Source organism: Bradyrhizobium sp. STM 3561, from assembly GCF_045571455.1.
GTDB lineage: Bacteria > Pseudomonadota > Alphaproteobacteria > Rhizobiales > Xanthobacteraceae > Bradyrhizobium > Bradyrhizobium vignae.
Genome location: NZ_CP120695.1, coordinates 3,156,681 through 3,179,962, shown reverse-complemented (window position 1 = coordinate 3,179,962; position 23,282 = coordinate 3,156,681). Strand labels below are relative to the sequence as shown.

23 protein-coding genes and 1 pseudogene are annotated in these 23,282 nt (G+C 63.4%); 18 read left to right on the top strand and 6 right to left on the bottom strand.

Annotation, left to right across the window (positions count from 1 at the left end; translation table 11 throughout):
• Positions 1 to 8: 8 nt before the first annotated feature.
• On the bottom strand, positions 9 to 1,031 hold the full coding sequence (locus tag P6U28_RS14905) for a sugar ABC transporter substrate-binding protein (protein WP_260423853.1): 1,023 nt from the start codon (positions 1,029 to 1,031) through the stop codon (positions 9 to 11).
• 729 nt (positions 1,032 to 1,760) lie between these two features.
• Here P6U28_RS14905 and P6U28_RS14900 point away from each other — a divergent pair.
• The 9 genes from P6U28_RS14900 to P6U28_RS14860 all read left to right on the top strand — a co-directional run bounded on the left by P6U28_RS14900 (position 1,761) and on the right by P6U28_RS14860 (position 11,132).
• A complete protein-coding gene (locus P6U28_RS14900; RefSeq protein WP_407122549.1) occupies positions 1,761 to 2,135 on the top strand; it encodes a DUF2946 domain-containing protein in 375 nt (124 codons plus the stop codon).
• Between the two features lie 92 nt (positions 2,136 to 2,227).
• The gene (locus tag P6U28_RS14895) at positions 2,228 to 4,438 is read left to right on the top strand and encodes a TonB-dependent receptor family protein (protein WP_407122548.1); all 2,211 of its coding nucleotides are present in this window, start codon (positions 2,228 to 2,230) and stop codon (positions 4,436 to 4,438) included.
• Positions 4,439 to 4,520: 82 nt separating this feature from the next.
• Positions 4,521 to 5,051, top strand: a complete 531-nt coding sequence (locus P6U28_RS14890; RefSeq protein WP_407123071.1) for a copper chaperone PCu(A)C — start codon at positions 4,521 to 4,523, stop codon at positions 5,049 to 5,051.
• Positions 5,052 to 5,071: 20 nt separating this feature from the next.
• Positions 5,072 to 5,485, top strand: a complete 414-nt coding sequence (locus tag P6U28_RS14885) for a hypothetical protein (protein ID WP_244607988.1) — start codon at positions 5,072 to 5,074, stop codon at positions 5,483 to 5,485.
• A gap of 20 nt (positions 5,486 to 5,505) precedes the next feature.
• The gene (locus P6U28_RS14880) at positions 5,506 to 6,024 is read left to right on the top strand and encodes a YcnI family protein (protein WP_407122547.1); all 519 of its coding nucleotides are present in this window, start codon (positions 5,506 to 5,508) and stop codon (positions 6,022 to 6,024) included.
• Entirely contained in the window at positions 6,024 to 7,580 is a 1,557-nt protein-coding gene (locus P6U28_RS14875) for a copper resistance CopC/CopD family protein (RefSeq protein WP_407122546.1), read from the top strand. Before P6U28_RS14880 ends, P6U28_RS14875 begins: the two co-directional genes overlap by 1 nt.
• A 166-nt stretch (positions 7,581 to 7,746) precedes the next feature.
• Complete coding sequence (gene proS, locus P6U28_RS14870) at positions 7,747 to 9,066, top strand: proline--tRNA ligase (RefSeq protein ID WP_122403029.1); 1,320 nt, start codon at positions 7,747 to 7,749, stop codon at positions 9,064 to 9,066.
• 73 nt (positions 9,067 to 9,139) lie between these two features.
• A complete protein-coding gene (locus tag P6U28_RS14865; protein ID WP_122403030.1) occupies positions 9,140 to 10,420 on the top strand; it encodes a lipoprotein-releasing ABC transporter permease subunit in 1,281 nt (426 codons plus the stop codon).
• A 7-nt stretch (positions 10,421 to 10,427) separates the two neighbouring features.
• Complete coding sequence (locus P6U28_RS14860) at positions 10,428 to 11,132, top strand: ABC transporter ATP-binding protein (RefSeq protein ID WP_122403031.1); 705 nt, start codon at positions 10,428 to 10,430, stop codon at positions 11,130 to 11,132.
• Between the two features lie 277 nt (positions 11,133 to 11,409).
• Here the strand turns inward: P6U28_RS14860 and P6U28_RS14855 are convergent, their stop codons facing one another.
• Positions 11,410 to 12,489, bottom strand: coding sequence for a zinc-binding dehydrogenase (locus P6U28_RS14855; RefSeq protein ID WP_407122544.1), 1,080 nt, complete (start codon positions 12,487 to 12,489; stop codon positions 11,410 to 11,412).
• 110 nt (positions 12,490 to 12,599) lie between these two features.
• Between P6U28_RS14855 and P6U28_RS14850 the strand changes: the two genes are divergently transcribed.
• The 3 genes from P6U28_RS14850 to P6U28_RS14840 all read left to right on the top strand — a co-directional run bounded on the left by P6U28_RS14850 (position 12,600) and on the right by P6U28_RS14840 (position 15,018).
• Positions 12,600 to 13,373, top strand: a complete 774-nt coding sequence (locus P6U28_RS14850; RefSeq protein ID WP_122403033.1) for a helix-turn-helix transcriptional regulator — start codon at positions 12,600 to 12,602, stop codon at positions 13,371 to 13,373.
• A 180-nt stretch (positions 13,374 to 13,553) separates the two neighbouring features.
• Positions 13,554 to 14,090 (top strand): TetR/AcrR family transcriptional regulator, encoded by a 537-nt coding sequence (locus P6U28_RS14845; protein WP_244607989.1) that lies wholly within the window; start codon positions 13,554 to 13,556, stop codon positions 14,088 to 14,090.
• 70 nt (positions 14,091 to 14,160) lie between these two features.
• A complete protein-coding gene (locus P6U28_RS14840; RefSeq protein ID WP_122403034.1) occupies positions 14,161 to 15,018 on the top strand; it encodes a DMT family transporter in 858 nt (285 codons plus the stop codon).
• A 237-nt stretch (positions 15,019 to 15,255) separates the two neighbouring features.
• Here P6U28_RS14840 and P6U28_RS14835 read toward each other — a convergent pair whose 3' ends face one another.
• The gene (locus P6U28_RS14835; RefSeq protein WP_122403035.1) at positions 15,256 to 16,164 is read right to left on the bottom strand and encodes a LysR substrate-binding domain-containing protein; all 909 of its coding nucleotides are present in this window, start codon (positions 16,162 to 16,164) and stop codon (positions 15,256 to 15,258) included.
• Positions 16,165 to 16,270: 106 nt separating this feature from the next.
• Here P6U28_RS14835 and P6U28_RS14830 point away from each other — a divergent pair, with 106 nt between their 5' ends.
• The 3 genes and pseudogenes from P6U28_RS14830 to P6U28_RS14820 all read left to right on the top strand — a co-directional run.
• Positions 16,271 to 17,647, top strand: a complete 1,377-nt coding sequence (locus P6U28_RS14830; RefSeq protein WP_122403036.1) for an FAD-binding oxidoreductase — start codon at positions 16,271 to 16,273, stop codon at positions 17,645 to 17,647.
• 118 nt (positions 17,648 to 17,765) lie between these two features.
• Positions 17,766 to 18,665 (top strand): GNAT family N-acetyltransferase, encoded by a 900-nt coding sequence (locus tag P6U28_RS14825; RefSeq protein WP_164937153.1) that lies wholly within the window; start codon positions 17,766 to 17,768, stop codon positions 18,663 to 18,665.
• A 25-nt stretch (positions 18,666 to 18,690) separates the two neighbouring features.
• Positions 18,691 to 18,825 (top strand): annotated as a pseudogene (locus P6U28_RS14820) (type I methionyl aminopeptidase); the annotation flags it as partial.
• A gap of 22 nt (positions 18,826 to 18,847) precedes the next feature.
• Here the strand turns inward: P6U28_RS14820 and P6U28_RS14815 are convergent.
• Positions 18,848 to 20,254 (bottom strand): PLP-dependent aminotransferase family protein, encoded by a 1,407-nt coding sequence (locus tag P6U28_RS14815; protein ID WP_164937154.1) that lies wholly within the window; start codon positions 20,252 to 20,254, stop codon positions 18,848 to 18,850.
• 117 nt (positions 20,255 to 20,371) lie between these two features.
• On the opposite strand from P6U28_RS14815, the gene P6U28_RS14810 reads away from it, so the two are divergent.
• Both P6U28_RS14810 and P6U28_RS14805 read left to right on the top strand, forming a co-directional pair.
• Positions 20,372 to 20,833 carry a carboxymuconolactone decarboxylase family protein gene (locus P6U28_RS14810; RefSeq protein WP_122403037.1) on the top strand — a complete coding sequence of 154 codons (462 nt, stop codon included), beginning with the start codon at positions 20,372 to 20,374 and terminating at the stop codon, positions 20,831 to 20,833.
• A gap of 42 nt (positions 20,834 to 20,875) precedes the next feature.
• Positions 20,876 to 21,514: an HD domain-containing protein gene (locus P6U28_RS14805; protein ID WP_407122541.1), complete on the top strand. Its 639-nt coding sequence runs from the start codon at positions 20,876 to 20,878 to the stop codon at positions 21,512 to 21,514.
• Positions 21,515 to 21,567: 53 nt separating this feature from the next.
• Here P6U28_RS14805 and P6U28_RS14800 read toward each other — a convergent pair whose 3' ends face one another.
• Positions 21,568 to 21,831, bottom strand: coding sequence for a DUF3551 domain-containing protein (locus P6U28_RS14800; RefSeq protein WP_129145478.1), 264 nt, complete (start codon positions 21,829 to 21,831; stop codon positions 21,568 to 21,570).
• Position 21,832: 1 nt separating this feature from the next.
• Positions 21,833 to 22,141, bottom strand: a complete 309-nt coding sequence (locus P6U28_RS14795) for a DUF3551 domain-containing protein (RefSeq protein WP_407123070.1) — start codon at positions 22,139 to 22,141, stop codon at positions 21,833 to 21,835.
• Between the two features lie 253 nt (positions 22,142 to 22,394).
• On the opposite strand from P6U28_RS14795, the gene P6U28_RS14790 reads away from it, so the two are divergent.
• Positions 22,395 to 23,117: an outer membrane protein gene (locus P6U28_RS14790; protein ID WP_122403041.1), complete on the top strand. Its 723-nt coding sequence runs from the start codon at positions 22,395 to 22,397 to the stop codon at positions 23,115 to 23,117.
• Positions 23,118 to 23,282 lie beyond the last annotated feature (165 nt).

The window sequence follows — 23,282 nt, the reverse complement described above, 5'->3', positions numbered from 1 at the left end:
CTGGAGACTCAGATCAGGAAGTGATCCTGCATCCACTGCATCCCGGCGGCGTTGGCCTTGGTCACGACCGGGCCGTCGGTGACGACGTTCTTCGGGATTCCCTGTCCGCTCTTCTCGCCGCCGACCACGGCCGATACGCCTGCAATGATGGCGCCGCCATGGATGCGGCAGGAGGGATTGCGGACGGTCGCGAACATGCGGCCTTCGCTCACCGCCTGGATCGCCGGCGGCATGGCGTCGACGCCGCCGATCAGGATGTTGGTGCGACCGCGCGCCTTCATGATGTTGGCCGCCGCAAGCGCCATGTCGTCATTGTGGAAGAACGCCGCGTCGATCTGCGGATATTTCGTCAGGTACGTTTCCCACAGACGCGCCGTCTTGGAGACGTCCCAGTCGGCCGGCTGCGTGTCGAGCACCTCGATGTTCGGAAATTGCTTCACGACGGAGTTGAAGCCCTTGGCTCTTCCTTGCGCGCCGGTATGTCCGAGCGCGCCCTGGGTCATGATGATCTTGCCCTTGCCGCCCATCGCGTTGCACAGCGCCTGGGTTACCGAGGCGCCCATGAACTCGTTGTCGGGAGCGAGGAAGGAGTGGACGTTGATCTGATCGAGAGGCGCGATCAGCGTGTCCATGTCGATCACGGGCGTGCCGGCGTCGATCATCTTCTGAACCGGCTGGGTCAGGGTGCCGATGCCGAAGGCCTGGATCGCGACGAAGTCCCATTTCTGCGAGGCCATGTTGTCGATCGCGGCGCGCTGCTTGACCGCATCGAGCTGGCCGTCGAACCAGGTCACTTCGACGTTGAACAGCTTGCCCCAGAATTCCGCCGCCTGCTTTCCTTGCGCGCACCAGGTGGCCTGGAGGCCCGCGTTGGAGAAGGCCGCCTTCAGCGGTTTTTCGCTGCGTCCGACTTCGGCCGCAAGTGCGGGGTTTATGCCCATGCTGCCGAAGAGGGCAGCCCCGGCGCCGGCGGTCGCGGCCGCCTGTAGAAGATCGCGCCTCGTCGTCGAGAAATCTTTCGTCCCGGACATCGCTCGCTCCCATATATATTTTGTCGTCGGCGCGTCATTGCTTGCGCGACCGATGTCCGAAAGTCTCTCACAAGAGTTGTTGGCACTCAATCTGCAATCAACCGCGAGACAGGCGTCGCATCAGCCGGGAGTGTCCGCTGCGCGTCACCGCGAGGTCGAGCATCGCGCGCGCGTCGATCCCTGCGCGAGCGCAATGCCCCGCGCGCGCAATGCTCGGCTACGATGACTGCTCGATGTGGTCGGAAGAAGCGTTCATCGGCCGTGCACGCAAAAAAAGAGCGGGGCCCTGGCCCCGCTCAAAAATTGTGTCGACCCTATTATCCCCGATTCTAAGATTTGCTCTTGATTGACGGGGCGACGCTGCGTTTTGCGCGCCAGGGGCTCCTCCCGAGACTTGGACCACCAGGCCTCGACCTCACGGTCAGCGCCTGAGCAAGAGGATGCTAGATCAACTTTTCTCACTTGTCATCATTTTCAGCAACGAATGTTCAAAATTCGAGCAGCTGACGAAATGATCGAGCTTTTAGCCATATAACCATATGACAAATATAAGAAATTTGTGGACAGGCGGGGGGGGTCTCCCTGCCTCAAATGCCGGACCGACGGCGGTGGCACACGCCGACCACAGCTTTCGAGAAAGCTGCGCTGGGCCAAGAAGGCGGCGGAACTGACCTCGACTCGGCCCCGGCCGCAGTGTTTAGTTGCCGGTCGAGCGAACGGTTTCGGCGGATGCGCGCACGGCTACAAAAATACTTGCCCTTGGTCCTGCTCGCCCTGGTGATGCAGGTGCTGGCGCCGATTGCCGCCTGCTGGGCGACGGGCGAGGCCGTGTCCGATCCGTTGTCCGCAGCCGTCATCTGCCACAGTGTAGGCGAGCAGGGCGGTCTGAATGATCAGTCGGGCACGCCGACCGCGCATGTCGGCGCTTGTGCGCTGTGCTGCCTGGCGCATGCCGGCGCCTCGCTGGATTCGCCGCCGCAGGTTGCGCTCGCCATTCCCGCCCGCGACGCTGGCCGGGTGGTGTGGCGTCCCGCTGAGGTCCCCGCCGTCGCCCTTCATGAGGGCTCGAGCGGCCAGGCCCGCGCACCGCCTCGAATTTCCTGACGTACTGACGAACTTTGCCCCGGTGCGCTTGTTGGCGCACGACGGGCATCTTGCAACAGACCGGCTGGTGCGCCGGTATCAGGAATTGGCTCATGCCTTGTTTTCGTTCTTTGCAGAGCGCGCGTGCGCGCGCGATTCTACTTGCCTCCGCATCCATTCTGGCGTTTCCACAGGCTGTGCGGGCGCAGCTGAATCGGCCGGAACTTCCCCCGGTGACGGTTGAAGCGCCTTCTGAAAAGCGCGTGTCAGTGCCGCGTCCAAAGCGCGATGCAGTGCGGCCTGAGCGTGTTGCGCGGGACCTGCGCACGACTCCGCAGCCGACCGCGAGCGCTCAGGGGACGGGCATTCCAGGCGCCCTGACCGTGCTGACCGCGCAACAAGCGCTCGCGGAAATCAACCAGACGCCGGGCAGTGTGGCGCTCGTATCGGCCGACGCCTACCGCAATTCGACCCCCTCGAACACAATCAAGGACATTCTGGACTACGTGCCCGGCGTGTTCGCCCAGCCCAAATGGGGCGACGACACGCGTCTTTCGATTCGCGGCTCGGGCCTGTCGCGCAATTTCCATCTGCGCGGCGTGCAGCTCTACATGGACGGCATTCCGATCAACACTGCGGACGGCTATGGCGATTTCCAGGAGATTGATCCGACGGCCTACAAATACGTCGAAGTCTACAAAGGCGGGAACGCGCTCCAGTTCGGCGCGAACTCGCTCGGAGGTGCCATCAATTTCGTGACGCCGACGGGCCGCGACGCGTTGCCGAATGGCGTGTCGCTCGATGTCGGAGGGTTTGGCTTCAAGCGCCTTCAGGCGAACACAGGAGGCGTGAACGGGCCTTGGGATGGTTTCGTGACCGCTTCGACGCAGTCCGCGGACGGGTTTCGCGATCACAGCTTCGGGTCGAGCAACCGCTTGAGCGGCAATGTCGGCTATCAGTTCTCCCCGGACGTTGAGACGCGGTTTTACCTCAACGCCAATGAGGTGCGGCAACGGATTCCTGGTACTGTGACTAGGACGTCTGCCCTGACCAATCCGGAGGCTGCCGCGCCGGCAAACGTTGCAATGGATCAGCAGCGCAACATCGAGACCGTCAGGCTGGCGAACAAGACGGCGGTGCGGTTCGATGACACCAAAGTTGAATTTGGCGCTTTCGGGGTCGACCGCCATCTGATGCATCCGATTTTCCAGTGGCTGGACTACCGTTACAAGGACTACGGCGGCTTTGTGAAGGTCACAGACGAGCGCACGATCGGAGGCTTCCGCAACAGACTGGTCGCTGGTGTCAACGTATTGAACGGCAGCATCGACAACCAGCAATTCGCCAACATCGCCGGGCAAAAGGGCGCACTGCTGTCGTCGTCGATCGATCGCTCGGAAAATGCCTCCGTCTATATCGAGGACAGCTTCTACTTCCTTCCGAACGTCGCGGTCGTCGGCGGCACGCAGTTTCTGTACGCAACCCGCAATCGGCAGGATCGCTTCCTGAGCGATGGAGATCAATCAGGGGCAACGCGCTTCAATCTATGGTCACCCAAGGGCGGGCTGCTGTGGCAAATCGATCCAGGCTGGCAGGCCTTCGCCAATGTGTCGCGGAGCGCCGAGGTGCCGAGCTTCGGTGAGAGCGCGAACGGTCCCGGCATTCCGACGATTCCGTTCACCAGCATCCGTCCCCAGATCGCGACCACCTACGAAATCGGAACGCGCATGAGGCGGCCGGACTATGCGTGGGAGCTCGCCGCCTATCGCGCCAACATTCGCGACGAGCTCCTATGCCTCTACAGCGCCTTCGGCAATTGCAATGTGACCAACGCAGACCGCTCCATTCATCAGGGCGTCGAGGCGGGGGCGGGGGCCGCAATCTTCCGCGAGATCTTCGTGAGCGGATCTGCGCCGGACAAGATTTGGCTCAACGTCGCCTATACGTTCAATGACTTCCGTTTCGACAACGATCCGACCTTTGGAAACAACAAATTGCCGGGAGCCCCGACCCACTATTTGCGCGCGGAGCTGCTCTACAAGCACCCGACCGGTCTCTACTTCGGTCCCAATGTCGAATGGGTACCCCAGGCGTATTTCGTCGACAGCATGAACACGCTGACGACGGAGCCCTACGCGCTGCTCGGCGTGAAGGCAGGGTTCGATAATGGCGGCCCGCTGTCCGGCTACATCGAGGGGCGCAATCTCACCAACAAGACCTACATTGCCAGCGCGAGCATCATTGATCGAGCGACGGCAACGTCGCCCTTGTTCGAGCCGGGTACTGGGAGGGCAGTGTACGTCGGAATGAGGTATCGATGGTGAGGCTTGCACATCACTTGCCGCCGAATCCGCCCTGCGGGAGGCGATCAGGAGAGTCCGAATGACTATGAACAAGGGAATCGCCATGAAGAAAACGAAGCTTGCTCTTCTCACAATTTCGCTGCTGCTCACTGGTTGTGCCGTTGCATCGGCCGACGACGTCAAGGCCGGCGATCTCGTCATTTCGCAGGCCTGGAGCCGGGCAACGCCGGGCGGCGCCAAGGTGGCCGGCGGCTATCTGATCATCGAGAACAAGGGAACGGCGCCCGACAGGCTGGTCAGCGTTTCCGCGGATATCGCCGGCAAGGCCGAGGTCCACGAGATGGCGATGGACAATGGTGTGATGAAGATGCGTCCGCTCGACAAAGGGCTTGTCATCGACGCCGGCAAGACCGTGAAGCTTGCTCCCGGCGGCAGTCACTTGATGCTCCAGGAGCTGAAAGGCCCGCTCAAGCAGGGCGACAAGGTGCCGGTGACGCTTCAGTTCGAAAAGGCCGGCAAGGTCGCGGTGTCCCTCGACGTGCAGGGCGTCGGCGCTCAGGCCCCCGGCGACGGCGGACATTCCGGTCACATGGAAATGAAGAAGATGCCTGATCATTCCGGAATGAAGATGTGATGCAGAGGATCAAGTCTCCCATGACCACTCGCCGGAATTTTACGGGCCTTGCGCTCGCGATGGTTGCGTTGCTCTCGGTAGCCGCCACGCCGCTTGCAGCGGCGACCGACGACGACAGCTTCTTCACACATCTCCACACCGAGAAGGCGATGGCCAATGTCACGGTATCGCCGGGCCGAGCTGGCCCGGTCGAGATCGTCATCCAGCTCGAAACCACGGACGAGACGCCGCTCTCGGCCGAAGCCGTGTCGGTGACGCTGGTGCATACGCAGACAGGCAGGAAGCTCGCACCCGTGCAGGCGTCTCGCGATAGCGAGGACGGCTGGCACGCGAAGGTCGCGCAATTGACGCCCGGACGCTGGATGCTGGGCCTCGGGATATCGATCTCGAAGGCCGATCATGTCAACGTTGAATCGCCGATCCTGATCAAGTGATCTTCTCGAAGAGGCCGAACATGTCGAAGAGATCCTGTCTGATCCTCGCTGCCACGCTCGCCGCATCGCCGGCGGCGGCGCACGTCACGCTCGAGACGAAGCAGGCGGCCGTCGGCTCGTACTACAAGGCCGTATTCGCCGTGCCGCATGGCTGCGCGGGCTCGCCCACCGTGAAGCTCCGCGTGCAGATCCCGGAAGGGGTGATCGCGGTGAAGCCGATGCCGAAGGCTGGCTGGACTGTCGATGTGCTCGAGGGCAAATATGCCAGCGAGTACGATTTTCACGGCAGCAAGCTCTCCTCCGGCGTCAAGGAGGTGACATGGTCCGGCGGGAAGCTGCCGGACAGGTACTATGACGAGTTCGTCATGCAGACGATGCTGACCGACGTGCTCAAGCCGAACACGATCCTGTATTTCCCCGTCGTGCAGGAATGCGAATCCGGCATTAGCCGCTGGATCGAAATCCCAGCGGAGGGCGCACCGCATTCGCATGAGAGCAAGTCGCCGGCCCCGGGTGTGAAGCTCATGCCAAAACCCTGATGCGCCTGCTCGCCGCGCTCACGACGCTGCTCCTCGTTGCCGGTTTTGCGACCGGCGCATCGGCCCATGCGGCGCTGATCTCGGTGACGCCCGCAAGCGGCAGCATTCTTGCGAGCGCACCAAAGGCCCTGGAGCTGCGTTTCAACGAAACGGTTACGCCAGGTGCAATCCGGCTGATCGACGGCGCGGGCAGGGCGCGGGACGATGCGCGCGTCAGCGCATCGGGTGAGGCGATCTCGATCGCGATGCCGCCGGACCTGCCGCAGGGCACGGCGGTGGTCAGCTATCGCGTCATTTCGCAGGACGGTCATCCGGTCGCGGGCTCCGTGATCTTCTCGATCGGTACGCCGACGGCGACGCAGCCGCCCGCGAGCGCGGATGCCGGCCTGAAGGTTCTGATCTGGCTGACGCGGATCGGCCTCTATCTCGGGCTTTTCGTCGGCGTCGGCGGCGCGCTCTTTGTGCAATGGATGGCGCGGTCGCTCACGGGCATGGTCGCGCCGGGCGTCGCGCTCGCCATTGGTGTGCCGAGCGCCCTCATTTCACTCGGTGCGCTGGGCCTCGATCTGCTCGGATTGCCGCTCCCGGCGGTTGCGACGACTGCTCCCTGGAAGGTCGCGTTCGCGACCAGCGCGGGTCCGGCCATGCTGGTGGCGATCGCCGCGATGCTGTTTGCATTGATGGCCCTGCGCAACGCCGGTTATGCGCGCTCACTTGCGATCCTCGCATTCATCGGCGTCGGCTTGTCGCTCGCGATGACCGGACACGCCGCAACCGCGCCGCCGGAAATGTTGATGCGTCCGGCGATCTTCCTCCACGGCGTCGGCGTCGCGTTCTGGATCGGCGCGCTGGCGCCGCTCGCAGCGCTTGTGTCGATGTCGCCGGACAAGGCCTTGCCGATCGTGAACCGCTTCTCCCGGATCGCCGTGCCGATGGTCGGCCTCCTCGCATTGAGCGGCCTTGCGCTCGCGATCGTCCAGCTCGAAAAGCCCGCGGCGCTGATCGAGACCTGGTACGGTCTCGTTCTTCTCGCCAAGCTCGCACTGGTGCTCCTGCTGGTCACACTCGCAGCGCTCAACCGCTTCTGTTTCACCCCGGCGCTGGAGAGAGGGCGCGCAGCCGCCCTCAAGCGCTCGATCGTGTTCGAAGGCGCGATCGCTGTTGCCATCTTCGCCCTCGTCGCCGGCTGGCGCTTCACGCCGCCGCCTCGGACCCTTGTTCCCGAGACGCCCTTGGCGATCCACATCCATACCGACAAGGCGATGTTCCAGGTGCTGGTCTCGCCCGGCAAGGCGGGGATCGACGATTTCGTGCTCCAGCTCATGACCGGCGGGGGCACGCTGCTGGAGGCCAAGGAGGTGACACTCACTCTGAGCCTGCCCGAGCGCGGCATCGAGCCGATGGAGCAGGGTGCCTCGCTCGGGCCGGACCACTACTGGCATGTCCGCAAGGTAGAGCTTCCTTTCGCCGGACGCTGGCGCGTGCGGATCGATGCGCTTGTGACTGATTTCGAGAAGATCACGCTGGAGGACGAGCTCGAGCTGGCGCCGCCCTAAGCTTGCCGAGTTTGCGGCGCATGCTGAACTTCGAGCTGAACCTGAAGTCGACGGAAAAATGACAAGGAATTTCGCCGCGTTAGCGGCTTTTCCTCATTCCCGGTCTTGTGTTTTTGCTCCCAATCCGGTTTCACTGCAGCCGATCACTGATTCCCAGAGTATTACCATGCGGTTGTCGCGTTTCTTTCTGCCCATTCTGAAGGAAAATCCGAAAGAGGCGGAGATCGTCTCGCATCGCCTGATGCTGCGCGCCGGCATGATCCGGCAGGAGGCCGCCGGCATCTATGCCTGGCTGCCGCTCGGCTTCCGCGTGCTCAAGAAGATCGAGCAGATCGTGCGCGAGGAGCAGGACCGGTCCGGCGCGATCGAGGTTTTGATGCCGACACTCCAGCTCGCCGACCTCTGGCGCGAGAGCGGTCGCTATGATGCCTATGGACCGGAGATGCTGCGCATTGCCGACCGGCACAAGCGCGAGCTGCTGTACGGGCCGACCAATGAGGAAATGATCACCGAGATCTTCCGCGCCTATGTGAAGTCCTACAAGAACCTGCCGCTGAATCTCTATCATATCCAATGGAAATTCCGCGACGAGCAGCGCCCGCGCTTCGGCGTGATGCGCGGCCGCGAGTTCCTGATGAAGGACGCCTATTCCTTCGACCTCAACGAGGCCGCGGCACGCGTCGCCTACAACAAGATGTTCGTCGCCTATTTGCGCACCTTCGCGCGGATGGGACTGAAGGCGATTCCGATGCGCGCCGAGACCGGACCGATCGGGGGGGATCTCAGCCACGAGTTCATTGTGCTGGCAGAGACAGGTGAATCCGGCGTCTTCATCAATCGCGACGTGCTGGACCTGCCGGTGCCGGGCGAAGACGTCGATTATGACCGCGATCTGACGCCGATCATCAAGCAGTGGACCTCGCTCTATGCGGCGACTGAGGACGTCCACGACGCCGCGCGCTTCGAGCGGGAAGTGCCGGTGGATAAACGGGTCAACACCCGCGGCATCGAGGTCGGTCAGATCTTCTATTTCGGCACGAAATACTCCGAGCCGATGAAGGCGCTGGTGGCGGGCCCGGACGGCGTCGACGTGCCGATCCACGGCGGCTCCTATGGTGTCGGCGTCTCGCGCCTGGTCGGTGCCATCATCGAGGCCTGCCACGACGATGCCGGCATCAAATGGCCGGAGGCGGTGGCACCGTTCCGCGCGTCGATCCTCAACCTCAAGCAGGGCGATGCGGCCGTCGATGCGGCCTGCGAGAAGCTTTATGCCGAGCTCACGGCCAAGGGCGTCGACGTGCTCTACGACGACACCGACCAGCGCGCGGGCGCCAAGTTCGCCGCCGCGGACCTGATCGGAATCCCCTGGCAGATCATGATCGGGCCGAAGGGCCTCGCCGACGGCAAGGTCGAGATCAAGCGGCGCAGCGATGGTGCCCGCGAGACCATGTCGCCGGCGGACGCGGTCGCCCGGCTGGTCGGCTGAATATTGTTCATCGCCCGATATCGCGGCCGCCAATCCGGCCACAATTGACCCCGAATCATGGGATTATCGAGCGATGGATGAGACCATGACCGAGACCGTGCAAACCGCGCCTTTTGCGCCATTCGAGTGGATGCTGTCGGCGCGCTATCTGCGGGCGCGCCGCAAGGAGGGATTCATCTCGGTCATCGCCGGGTTCTCCTTTCTCGGCATCATGCTGGGCGTCGCGACGCTGATCATCGTCATGGCCGTGATGAACGGCTTCCGCAAAGAGCTGCTGGACAAGATCCTGGGGCTCAACGGCCACATCCTCGTTCAGCCGCTGGAATCGCCGCTGACCGACTGGAAGGACGTCGCCGAGCGCATCAGTCAGGTCGAGGGCATCCGCCTCGCGGCCCCCGTCGTGGATGGTCAGGCGCTGGCGTCATCGCCATGGAACGCCTCGGGCGTTCTGGTGCGAGGCATCCGGTCCGACGATCTCAACAACCTCACCTCGATCGCCAAGAACATCAAGCAGGGCTCGCTCGAAGGCTTCGACGACGGGCAGGGCGTCGCGATCGGCCGCCGCCTCGCCGACCAGCTATCGCTGCATGCCGGCGACAGCATCACGCTGGTGGCGCCGAAGGGCGCGGTGACGCCGATGGGCACGACGCCGCGGATCAAGCCGTACAAGATCGTCGCCGTGTTCGAGATCGGCATGTCCGAATACGATCTCGGCTTCGTGTTCATGCCGCTGGCCGAGGCGCAGGCCTATTTCAACCGCAGCAACGACGTGACCTCCATCGAGGTGTTCACCACCAATCCCGACAAGATCGACGCCTTCCGCAAAGCGGTGACGGAGGCTGCGGGCCGGCCGGTGTTCCTGGTCGATTGGCGGCAGCGCAACTCGACCTTCTTCAATGCGCTCCAGGTCGAGCGCAACGTCATGTTCCTGATCCTGACCATGATCGTGCTGGTCGCGGCGCTGAACATCGTGTCGGGCCTGATCATGCTGGTGAAGGACAAGGGCAGCGATATCGCGATCCTGCGCACGATGGGCGCCTCGCAAGGATCGATCATGCGGATCTTCCTGATCACGGGCGCTTCGATCGGCGTGGTCGGCACGCTGGTCGGCTTCTGCGTTGGCCTCGTGATCTGTCTCAACATCGAATCGATCAGGCAATTCCTGTCCTGGCTGACCAGCACCGAGCTGTTCTCGCCGGAACTCTACTTCCTGTCGAAATTGCCCGCAGAGATCGACATCGGCGAGACTACGGCGGTTGTCGTCATGGCGCTGACGCTGTCGTTCCTGGCGACGCTCTATCCGTCGTGGCGCGCCGCGCGGCTCGATCCCGTCGAAGCGCTCCGGTATGAGTGAGGGGCTGATGGAGCAGCAGCAGGGGGCCGAGGATGTACCGGTCATTTATCTCCATGAGATCAAGCGGCAGTACTTGCAGGGTGAGGTGCCGCTAACGATCCTCGACGGTGCCAAGCTGGCGCTGTGGGCCGGCCAGTCGGTCGCGCTGGTGGCGCCCTCGGGCTCCGGCAAGTCGACGCTGCTGCACATCGCGGGGCTGTTGGAAGCGCCCGACTCCGGCGAGGTCTATGTCTCGGGCGCGCCGACCTCGCAGCTGCCCGACATCGAGCGCACGCAGCTCCGCCGCACCGATATCGGCTTCGTCTACCAGTCGCACCGGCTGTTGCCGGAGTTCTCGGCGCTCGAGAATGTGATGCTGCCGCAGATGATCCGCGGCCTGAAGAAGTCCGAGAGCGTCAAGCGCGCCAAGGAGATCCTGGGCTATCTCGGCCTTGGCGATCGCATCACCCATCGCCCGGCCGAGCTGTCCGGCGGCGAGCAGCAGCGTGTCGCGATCGCACGTGCGGTCGCCAACGCGCCACGCGTGTTGTTTGCGGACGAGCCGACCGGCAATCTCGACCCAGGTACGGCCGAGCACGTGTTCCAGGCCCTGATGCAGCTGGTCAAGGCGACCCAGGTGTCGATGCTGATCGCGACCCACAACATGGAGCTCGCCGGCCGCATGGACCGGCGCGTCTCGCTGTCGCACGGCAAAGTGGTCGAGCTCGATTAAGCAAGTCAGCCGCAGGCTCGGTTCACCTCTCCCCAGCGGGGAGAGGTCGATTTGCGTCAGCCAATCGGATGAGGGGGACTGCCCAACGAAAGACCGTAAACCCTCACCCGGCGCGCGGGACGAACGCGCCGACCTCTCCCAAGGGAGCGGTGAGTTCCCGACGCCGCGCTGCTCGAGTCGAACTCAAAACTGCGAAAACAACCCCATGCACAGTAGCCAAGTGCTTGACGGGACTGACGAAAAAAACGGCGACGGCGCTCTGCCGCCGCCTCAGGGCTCAAGGCCGGATCACGGTCAATTTGAACGGTCCGCCATTCGCCGCGGCATGCGCTACCGCCTCGTTGGCATGCTCGAGGTCGAAGGCGGTGGTCTCGTACTCGTCGAGCCGCAGCAGCCCGGCGCGCACCAGCGCGATCAGGCGGCTCGCCGCATCCGGCGGATACATCCAGACGCCGTGGATGCTGATGCAGTTGCGCATGATCCAGGGGTAGGGCAGCTCGAGGCCGGCGCCGCCCGCCATGCCGACGCCGCCCATCAGCACGACGCGGCCATATGCGCGCACCGTCATGACCGCGGCCCGCACGACGGTCGGGCTCACCGAGGGCGGCATGATGTCGAACACGCAGTCGATCGGGCCTGATGCAGCGCGCTTCATGCGCTCGCGGTCGTCGTCCTCATTGCCGGTGAGCCTGACCGGCTTCACGCGGCTGCCGAAGCGGCGGACCAGGTCGGCGAGGATCTTTTCGTTGCGGCCAGGCGTGACCACGCAGGCGGCGCCCATCGCGAGCGCGACCGAGACGGCCGCGCTGCCGAAATTGCCGGTGGCGCCGTTCACCAGCACGGTCTCGCCAGGACGAAGGTTCGCAGCGAGGAAGCCGCCATAGGGCACCAGCAGCGTGCCCAGTGGGCACCAACGCGTCGCCTCCTCAGGCGTGATCGCGCCGAGCCGTTTGACGTTCTCGGTCGGCAGGCGCATCTGCTCGGCGAAGGAGCCGTGGCGAAAGTGCTTTTGCAGAGACATGCCGCCGGGCCCGGCGGCCGTCAGCCCTTGCAGGGCGATATCGGGCGCAACGGCGTCATCGCGCGAGCGCACCGTCGGATCACAGAACACCCAGTCGCCGGTCGCCAGCTTGGTCGCGTCCGGGCCGATCGCGCGCACCCGGCCAATGCCGCCGGGGCCCGGGATGACCGGCAAGTCGAGTGCGTAATTGCGCTCCCCGCTGAAGACCTCGTTCATGTAGGAGAGCACGCGCGTGGCGACGACATCGACGATGACCTCGCCGGTGCCGAGCACCGGTTCGGGGACATCTTCGATCACCAATGGCGAGCCGAAGGATTTGAGCACGGCAGCTTTCATGATGTTCACCTCAAAGTCGGGTGAAGCCGATATGCACCGCCTTGGAGAGGCCAGGAAGGCCTGGTATTATCCTAGTATTCCCAGGGCCCTCCATTGCGGGAGCGACATCGATGGCCGACCCACGCCGCGTCGAATTCGGCGATTTCCTCAGGTCCCGCCGCGAAAAGCTGTCGCCGAAGACCGTGGGCCTTCCGGCGGGGCGCCGCCGGCGCACTACAGGCCTGCGGCGCGAGGAGGTCGCGCAGCTCGCCGGCATTGGGGTCGACTGGTACATCCGCCTCGAACAGGGCCGTACCGTCAGCCCGTCGGTCACCACCATCGATGCGCTGGCCCGCGCGCTGCGGCTCAGCAAGACCGAGCATGCGCACCTCAAGGATCTCGCGCGCGACGGCGACAGGCGTCCGTTCACCCGCGAGGTGGTGCCGCCGCCCATTCTGCGCCTGGTCGAGAGCCTGCCGCATCCGGCCTACATCACCGGACGGCGCTGGGACGTGCTGGCCTGGAATGAAGCCGCAGAAGAGATCTTTGCATTCGGCCGGCTGCCGGAGGACGATCGCAACACGCTGCTGTTGATGATGACCAACAAGCAGACGCGAAAATCCTACGGCGCGGGCTGGGCCGATGTCGCAAGGCGCATGGTCGCGATGTTTCGCGCCACCCACGATGTCTGGGCCGGCGATCCCGCCTTTGCGGAATTGCTGACGCGCTTGCGCGAAGGTAGTCCCGAATTCGTCAAATGGTGGGGCGCCCACGAGGTGCACGGCACCTTGTCGGGCCGCAAGACCATCACCCATCCGACCAAGGGCGTGCTGCATTTCGAGCACACGAGTTTTCAGGCCAACGACGACGCCGCGCTGAGGCTCGTGATCTATACGCCGGTGTGATCGCGCGCGGGAACTCGCGTCAGCATTTGAACGCGGAGCCGTACCGCCCGCGGCGAAAGGGGCTCTTGCCAATTTAAGACCATTCGGTCTATATATCTACATATGCGCAGCCAGTCTCCCGTGCAGATTCCCCGTGGCCGTCCCCGAACGTTCGACACCGAAGCTGCTGTCGAACGCGCGATGAATGTGTTCTGGTCGCGCGGCTATCACGCCACGGCGCTCCCGGACCTTCTTCGAGCGACCAAGCTCTCGCGCGGCAGCCTTTACGCCGCCTTCGGCGACAAGCATTCGCTCTTTCTGCGTGCACTTGATCGTTACATTGCCGATGCCATCGATCGCATGGACGTCGAATTTGCCCCTGAGAGAGAGCCGGTCGACGGCTTGCGGGCCTATTTCGCCGGTTACGTCGAGCGCAACAGCGGGGCCAATGGCCGGCGCGGATGCCTGCTGGTCGCCACAGCCATGGAACTGGCCGGCCGTGATGCCGAGGTCGACCGTCGCATCGGGAGCTTTTTCAGAGCCATGGAGGCTCGCTTGGTCGATGCCCTGTCCCGTGCGAAGGCAGCGGGCAGATTGGCCGATGGCGTCGAGCCTGCGAGTGCCGCCCGCATTATCGTCTGTTTCGTCGAGGGCATGCGGGTGGTCGGTAAAACGGCTCCGGCACGGATGATTTCGCAAGCCACCGTCGACGCTTTGCTCGATCGCTTTATCAGGTAGGCAGACCATGGACGTTTCCGCTGCTCGCAGGCCTATATCTGGACCGAGTAGTCTTGAAAAGAACGGCGCCATGTCGGCCATCCAGATCGTCTGCGCCGTGGCCGTTCCGTTGCTCTGGGGCTATCAGTTCGTGGTCATCAAGGTCGGCGTGACGGAGTTTCCGCCGCTCTTCTTCCTCGCGCTGCGCTTTCTGGCCATCGCGCTGCTGCTTGTTCCATTCGTTGGGCAGCCTGCGCGACAACAGTTCGGTCCCGTCGCAGCCATTTCGCTTTTCCTGGGCGGACTGAATTTCGGTCTCTTCTATGTTGGCCTTGGGCTCGGCTCGGGAAGCCTGTCGGCCGTCGCATACCAACTCGCCCCGCCTTTCACCGTCCTGTTGGCCTGGCCGCTGCTGTCGGAAAAGCCGTCGCTCGCCACATCCGCCGGCGTCGTGATCGCATTCGCCGGTGTGGCGGTGCTGGCCGCGGGACCCGGCTTGTCCGCAAATACCCTTCCGCTGCTGCTTGTGGTCGGAGCCGCGTTCGCGTTTGCGGTGTCCAATGTCTTGATCAAACGCTATGGCCCTTTTGAACCGCTGATGTTGATGGGGTGGTCGTCGCTGCTTGCGGTGCCTCAGGTTCTGGTGATGTCGTTGCTCCTTGAACATGGACAGCTCACGAGCCTCGTCGCCGCGGATGACCGTGGTTGGCTGGCGCTGGCCTACACGATCTTCATCGGAGGGATTGTCGGGTTCGGCCTCTGGTTCTGGCTGATTGCCCGTTGCTCCATAGGCCGCGTCGCGCCATTCGGACTTCTGCTTCCGGTGTTCGCCTTGACATCGAGCGTGTTGTTTCTCGGCGAACATATGACGCCGAAGTTGCTTGTCGGGGGGCTGCTCGCGATATCAGGCGTCGCCATGACGCAGCTGCGACCGGCCACGCGTTCGTGAGCAGGGCAGGGGAGACGGACCTCGCTCGCCGGAGCGCTTTGCGAAACGATGGAGTTTCGGAGTAGGTTCGTCAGTCACATCATCCGTTATCTGTAGCTCGCCTGCGACCATCGGGTGCAGCGCGTAGAGTCGTAGTGGCCGGCGCGTCTGATTTCGAGCGGCAAGCGGAAACGTTGCGGTGGTTTGGATCGCAACGCTTGATCAGGAGTGGACATCTCGGGAGTACTGAGAGGCCGATCAAGGACCTGACCGCAACCACTGCGAAAAAGCCCGGATGGTCCGTGCGCGCGGATGGCTTGGCTTACTGACCACATGGAAGCTGTAGCCAGGCAAGCTCAACTTGAAGGCCTTCACGAGCGTCCCAGCTGCGAGGTCGTGTGCCACGAGCACGTCACTGAAAATCCCGACTCCCTGTCCGGCGATCACCGCCTCGATGGCGTGCAGTTCCTCCCGGAAGCTCAAATGCTGCATGTCCTTGAATTGGGGCACTTCTCGCCACCTGCGCTGAGCCGCGGCGAGCCATCTCTGCCACGTGGGCGGCTCGCGATCGGCGGGCGACCAATAGGAGTGGATCAGAACGTGGTTAGCAAGATCGATCGGTCTCTTCAGGCGCTCCGTTGCAAGCAAGCTGGGACTGCAAACCGGCCAGAACGTATCGCTGAAGAGATCATCGACGATTCCGTCTGTCGGCCGTGCCCGGCTGGTCGCATAGCGAATGGCGACATCGCCATCTCCGGCCTGCAGATCGAGCACTGAATCCGTGCCGATGACTTCCAGCGGCACGTCGGGATGCAGCTTCCGCCACAGGGGCAGGCGGGGCACGAGCCAGCGGCTGGCGAAAGCGTTGGTCGTCGTCACCCGGAGAGGCTGCTGGTCTCGTTCCTGCTTGACGGCCGCAATGGCCGCGGCAAACCCCTCGAGGCCGCCGCGAATGGCGGGGAAGAGCCGCGCCCCGGCCTCGGTCAACGAAAGAGGCCGTGGTCTGCGCCGGAACAGAGCCCGACCGCAATACTGCTCGAGCAACCCGATCTGGTGGCTGATCGCCGTCGGCGTCACACCGAGTTCTGCCGCCGCCTTCTTGAAGCTCAGATGCCGTGCGGCAGCTTCAAAGGCGCGGAGCTCGATCAGCGGCGGCAGCTTGTGCATGCCACCAGTCTAGGTGAAATCAATTCATCGTCACCTGAATTCTTCGGATTTGCGCCGAGACAGCCCACGATTGAGGATACGGCGGTCAAGCTGAGGAGACCGTGTCATGTCACCCATCGCATCCGTCGCCAGCGCTGCCGCCGATCTCAACGCCTCCTTCGGAGGACAGCTCCTCGAGCCAGGGGACGAGGGCTACGAGGAGGCGCGAAAGGTCCACAACGGGCTGGTCGACAAGCGCCCAGCATTGATTGCCAGGTGCCGCAGCGTCGCCGATGTCGTGGATGCCGTGGCACTTTCAACCAAGCTTGGTCTTCAAGTCGCGGTTCGCGGGGGCGGTCATAATGTGGCAGGGCGCGCAACCATCGACGGCGGGATCATGATCGACCTCTCGCCCATGAAGGGCATCCGGGTCGACGCCGTCGGCAAGACCGTATGGGCGCAGGGCGGGGTCACCTGGGGCGAGCTCAATCGCGAAACGCAACTCCGCGGCCTTGCGGTCACCGGCGGCGTGGTCTCGACCACCGGCATCGCCGGCTTGACCCTCGGCGGAGGACTGGGCTGGTTGATGGGCAAGTACGGCCTGGCACTGGACAATCTGCGCGCCGTCGAGCTCGTCACCGCCGACGGCAAGGTTTTGCGGGCCAGCAAGCAAGAGGAGCCCGATCTGTTCTGGGCCGTCCGCGGCGGCGGCGGAAACTTCGGGATCGCCACCAGTCTCGAATATGATCTCCATAGGGTCGGGCCGATCATCACGGGCGGTCCGATCATCCACCCCATCGCGCGCTCCCGTGACGTGCTGGAATTCTTCCGGGCCAGTACGCGCTCGCTCACGGACGAGCATATGCTGTTCGCATCCCTGACCCATGCGCCCGACGGATCGGGCACGGAGGTTGCCGCCCTGGTCACCAGCCATTGCGGTTCGGTGGCGGATGCCGAAGCAGCGATGCGACCGCTGAAGCAGTTCGGGGCACCAATCCTGGATGCAGTCGGGCCGATGCCCTATTGCGAGCTCAACCGCATGCTCGACGCCAATTATCCGAAAGGCGCTTTCAACTATTGGAAATCAAACTTCCTCAGCGAGCTGAGCGACGATGCGATTTCGACCATGATCGAATGTTTCGCGCGCTGCCCGACTCCCATGGGGCAGTTCCTGCTCGAACACATCCACGGCGCGGCGGTTCGCATCGCTGCGGGGGATACCGCATTTCCGCATCGGCAGGAGGGCTACAACTTCCTGATCCTCGCGCAGTGGACGCAGCCCGGCGAGACAAGCCGCTGCATCTCCTGGGCGCGCGAGACCTACGAAAGCATGCGGCCCTTCTTTGCCTCCGGCCGCTATGTCAATTATCTCGATGATGACGAGACGGGCGATCCTGTCGCTGCCGCCTATGGACCGAACTACCGGCGTCTGCAGCGGATCAAGGCGAAGTACGATCCGACGAACTTCTTCCGCATGAACCAGAACATCCGGCCGCTGGCCTGATTGGCGGCTGAGGATCTCGTCGTTCTCATCCCGTTCAGGATGTCCGTACAAGGCGCTACGCTCCGGCCCCGGTCTTGACGTTGGCCGGGCCGCGCTGATCCAGGGAAGGACTCCAGAAATGGCCATCGTGTGCCGACCCGCTCGCATGGACGACTTGGTGAGAGCCGACGAGATCGTGGTCGCCAGCATCAATGAACTGACTGAGCGGCGGGGCTTTGGAAAGATGGCATCCTCTCGTCCGCCGAGTTTTCAGGCCTTCTCGCTCGCCGATGATGCGGAAGGTTTATGGGTCGCCGATGACGACGGACAAATTGTCGGCTTCGCGTGGAGTTGGGTTTGCGGCGGGCTTTGGTTTCTGGCGCAGCTGTTCGTGGCCCCTGATCGCCAGGGCGCCGGCATTGGCGATCAACTCATCGGTCGGACGTTCGCGCACGCAGAGATGCGCGGAGCATCCATCAAGGCGCTAATCACCTTCACGTTCAATAACGTGTCTCAAGGCCTCTACATCCGGCACGGACTGTTCCCGCGCTTTCCGATCTACATGGTCAGTGTGCCTCGTGACCGCCTGGCGCAGCGGTTGGCCGAGCCGCGGCTCCGTCTTGAATCTCTCGCCGCCAAGACGACCGGGTTCGATGAGCTGGCGTCCATTGACGCCAGTGCTCTCGGCATTTCCAGAGAGAAGCATCATCGATATCTCCTGAACGACAGCACGACGAGCGGGTTCACCATTCACGCCGGTCGTGAATGCGTGGGGTATGTCTATATCTCGGATGGACACATTGGCCCGCTTGCAGTCCGCCGGCCAGATCTCGTCGGCCCCGCATTTGCGGCTGCGCTGTCGTTCGCAGCGCGGAGCGATGTGTCAACCATTTCGGCCTTCGTGCCGGGCGCGAGCGAGCCGGCTCTCAAGGCGGCGATTGACAACGGGATGCGTTTGACCTTCCCGATGCTGCTGATGTCCAATCGACAGTTCGGAGATTGGGGCAGCTACCTCCCGCGCAATCCCGGTTTCATGTAGCTCAATCCAGGTGCATTGAACACGCTCCATGGGCGCCGAGTGGGCGCAGGATGATGACGATCCGTGGACGCTCGACAGCCGCCCGGCGACGCCGACCGTCCAATACGAGCACACCGTGATCGCCACGCGAAACGGACCTTTGATCGTCACGCCGGCCGGTAAGGCCACCGAGGTCGGCCTGCTCATGCCAGACGATCGACGATCTCAAGGAGCCGATCGCAGGACGCCTCGATCCTCTTGAGCGGAGACGTTGCGACCCCGAGCAACAGTCCCGGGCGCGCTGATCCCTTCGACGCATACCAGAGAGATAGCGGCGTGGGCGCCAGCCCAAGCGGTGCGGCTTCCCTGGCGATGGCCAGATCGGGCGCTCCCTCCGGCAACCGCAGGACCGCCGCCAATCCGGCAATCGCAACATTTGCAGTGCGCGGGCGGAGGTATTTCAGCAATGCATCGCCTTGCGCTGCGTAGACCCGCTTCGTGCGCCGAAGATGCCGGAGATAATGGCCATCACTGATGAAATCGGCCATCGCGAGCTGCACCGCGGGTCCAGGCGCCGGCGCGAGGCACGCCGCAACTTCGGCAAATCGCGACGCCAGGGCGGCCGGTGCAACGACAAAGCCCAGACGGAGGGCAGGCGTCACGGTCTTGCTGAAAGAGCCGATGTGAATGACGCGGCCGGCGCGGTCGAGCGATGCCAGCGCCGGCGTCGCCCGGCCCCTGAGCTGCAGCTCGCTCAGATAGTCATCCTCGATCACCCACGCCTTGCTTTGCGCAGCCCAGTCGAGCAGGCGGGAGCGCCGCGCGAGCGACAATGTCGATCCGAACGGCGCCTGCTGTCCTGGTGTCACGAGGACCAGCGCCGCATCGGGAGCATGCTTCAGGCCGTAATCGACGTCGATACCGTCGGCGTCAACCGGGATCGGCGCGATCGATAATCGCGCAAGCCCGAGACCGCGCCGGGTGAAGGGAAAGCCCGGCTCCTCCAACCAGGCCTTCTTCTGCTCGAGCCCGAGGACGCGGAGCGCCAGGCCGAGCCCGCCGCTGAAACCGCCGGTAATGATGATCTGGGAGGGCGCGCATTCGATGCCGCGCGCCAACGCAAGATTGGCCGCGATCTCGCGCCGCAACGCCAGTTCGCCGCGTGGGTCAGGGTAGATCGCCGGCGCGCTCACCTCGGCGCGCACCGCCTGCGCGCGCATCCGCGCCAGCAGCGTCGCAGGAAGGGCCTCCTGCGCAGGCACGCCCATCTGGAAGATCGCCGGCCCGGCCGTGAGCTCCTGATACATCTCCATGAACGAGCCGGGGGCCGGGGCCTTGTCCCGCCGCACCGGCAAGGACGGCCGGTCCGCGACATGCGTTCCAGTGGCGCGGGCCGCGACGATCAGTTGGGCGGATGAGAGCTTTTCGTACGCGACGCGTACGGTGCCGCGCGCGACGCCGAGCTGGGCGGCCAGATCCTGCCAGGAGGGCAGGCGCGCGCCCGCGGCGAGCACGCCGCTCTCGATGGCGGTCCTGATCCCCCTGTGGATCTGCTCGGCCAGCGGCGTCTTCGCAGATCGATCGAGCTTCAGACGCAGTGGCTTGGTCATGCCTGCATGGTACACGATTTTTGTGCGTTCTTGGTGCTTCTTTATGGACCATGGCAGGGGCACCTAAAGGGGGCAACGGGGAGCGTTCATCCCTTCCGATCATCAAGGAGCAAGCAGATGAGTGAACGTCTCAACTACAACCACATCGCACCATCAGGCGCGAAGGCACTGGGCGGCGTCTACGGCTACGTCATGCAGAGTGGCCTTCCCGCGACGCTGGTCGCCCTGGTCTATCTCCGCGTGTCGCAGATCAACAACTGCGCCTATTGCCTCGACATGCACACGCGCGACTTGCTGAAGAGCGGCGTGAAGATCGAAAAGCTCGCGCTGGTCCAGGCATGGGCCGAGGCCGGCAATCTCTTCGACGCGCGCGAGCGCGCCGCCCTTGCGTGGGCCGAGACTGTTACCCGTGTCGCCGAGACCAACGTTCCGGATGTAGCCTATCAAGCCGCCCGCAAGGTCTTCAGCGAGCGCGAGCTGGTCGATCTCACGATCGCGATCAGCCTGATGAATGCGTACAATCGCATGTCGATCAGCTTCCGAAAGTCGCCACAGGCTGCGCTCGAGCATGCAGCCTGACCGCGAAGGGCATCAGCCGAAACAGAAAGCAGGAGCCTGAAGATGACGAGCGTGATTTCCGGCGTCAAGATTCCCGACAGCCAATTGGCGCGCGAGGCCGCCGAGCTGGTGCGCAGTTACGAGGACGAGATGTTGTTCAACCATTCGGTTCGCGTCTACGTGTTCGGCGCGATCAAGGGACTGCGTCAGAAGCTGAAGTTCGATTCCGAGCTGCTCTATGTCGCGGCGCTGTTTCACGATCTCGGCCTGGTCGATCACTACCACACCGAGACCAAGCGGTTTGAGGTCGACGGTGCCGACGCCGCGCGCGACTTTCTGCGGGCGCGCGGCATTGCCGAGCCGCAGGCCGACCTGGTGTGGGAAGCAATCGCGCTGCACACCACGCCCGGCATTCCGCAATATATGAAACCGGAGATCGCGCTCACAAACGCAGGCGTCCTGGTGGATGTCGTGGGCGTTGGATTTGACGAGTACACGCCGGAGCAGCGCGACGAGGTGATATCCGCGTTTCCGCGCGGCGATTTCAAGAACGAGTTCTTGAAGGTGCAGACCTGCTCGGCGCTGAAGAAGCCGCAGACGACGTTCGGCACCGTCAATTTCGATTACATCGAGGATCACGATCCGAGCTTCCGCAAACCGAACGCATGCACGCGCATCCGCAACACGCCCTGGCAAAGCTGAGGAGACGCAGCCGCTACGCCACAGGATGCCTGGTTGCAGCCGAACTGTTCCGATCATCCGGTGTCAACGGCCGTGCGCTCGCGGCGAGAGGGCGTTGGTTTCTTCTTTGAGAAGTACGGGTTCACGACGCAACTCGCTGAGCGCCCAACGGCGAGATATCGGCACTGCGCAAGTGAGCCGTAGCGGCAGTCGAAATAGCCGACGGGGCCGTAGATCTGCATGCAGACCGGATAGCTCGGATCATAGGTCTGCGCGTGCGCAGACCCGCTTGCCGGGAGCATGCCGGTGAGGGCGAGCATCAGTACGGCGCGTCGCATCTCAGCGCGGCAGGAAATAGCCCGGCGTCCGCGCGCGCGGGCGATTTTGATACGCGTATGGGTCGTCGCTTTGTCCGACGAAATACGGATTGGCGATGCAGGTCAGCGCGCGACCGGACGCGCTCGCCTGACACTGCGGGTAGGTGTCGAACCTGCAATTGCTCAGTCCCGGCCATTCATCACCAGTGAGGCAGAACGGATGGTTCTTGCCGAATGCGCGTGCGGGCGTGCTTGCAATTGATGCGAGTGCAAATGTGATCAATGCGAGCGAAAGTGTGGCGACAATGGGGTGAGGAACTCGACTGCGCATTTCGATTCTCCAATCACGCGAACGTGCGCGCGACGTCGTTACGCACGCATGCAGTGTATGTCGTGTAGTCGACATTGGAACTCGTGAAAACCCTGGTTTCAAAGGGTTTCCGTGCACGTGACGGTAAACATTCGTTAATGAGCAAGGTCCTTTCGATCGAACTGTTGCGTAGCGGTTACAGCAATTCCGTCGATCGCTGTTATGACGACGGTCACGGCCCGGGGGCCTTTGAAGAAACTGGAACGGGAATCAAATGAAGAAGAGTTTGTTGCTTGCTGCTGTCAGCCTCGTCGCGCTCAGCGCGGCCGCGCCGGCACTGGCTGCTGACCTCGCGGCGCGGCCGTACACCAAAGCTCCGCCGGCGGCGATCGCTGCTGTTTACGACTGGAGCGGCTTCTACATCGGCATCAACGGTGGTGGCGGTTCGTCGCACGTGACCTGGGACTTCGTGGGCGTCGGTCGTGAAGGTTCGCACGATGCGACCGGCGGCACGGTTGGTGGCCAGATCGGCTATCGCTGGCAGTCGGGCCAGTGGGTGTTCGGCGTGGAAGGCCAGGGCAACTGGGCCGACTTCTCCGGCGATAATCTCAGCGCGCTGTTCGCCACCCGCAACCGCACGAAGATGGATGCGTTCGGCCTCATCACCGGCCAGGTCGGTTATGCCTGGAACAACGTCCTCATCTATGTGAAGGGCGGTGCGGCCGTGGTCAGCGACAAGTACGAGATCTTTAACCTCGGCGGCGGATTGCTCGCGTCGACCAGCAACACCCGCTGGGGCGGCACGGTCGGTGCCGGTCTCGAGTACGGCTTTGCGCCGAACTGGTCGGTTGGCGTCGAGTACAACCACATCTTCCTGTCCGACAAGGACGTCACCTTCGCCGGTTTCGCCGGCACCGAGCGCATCCGTCAGGACGTCGACATGGGCCTCGTCCGCCTGAACTACAAGTTCGGCGGCCCGATGGTGGCTCGCTACTAAGACAGAACGCTCCACGCGAGCGGCTGACGAAAGCCCCGGCTTCGGCCGGGGCTTTTTGTTATTTGCATTCAACGAGTTAACCATCCAGCCTGGGGACGTCCCGGATCACTTGACTCCTTAGAACAAACTGAGAACAATGTTCTTCATACGTTCCAACAAGGGAGC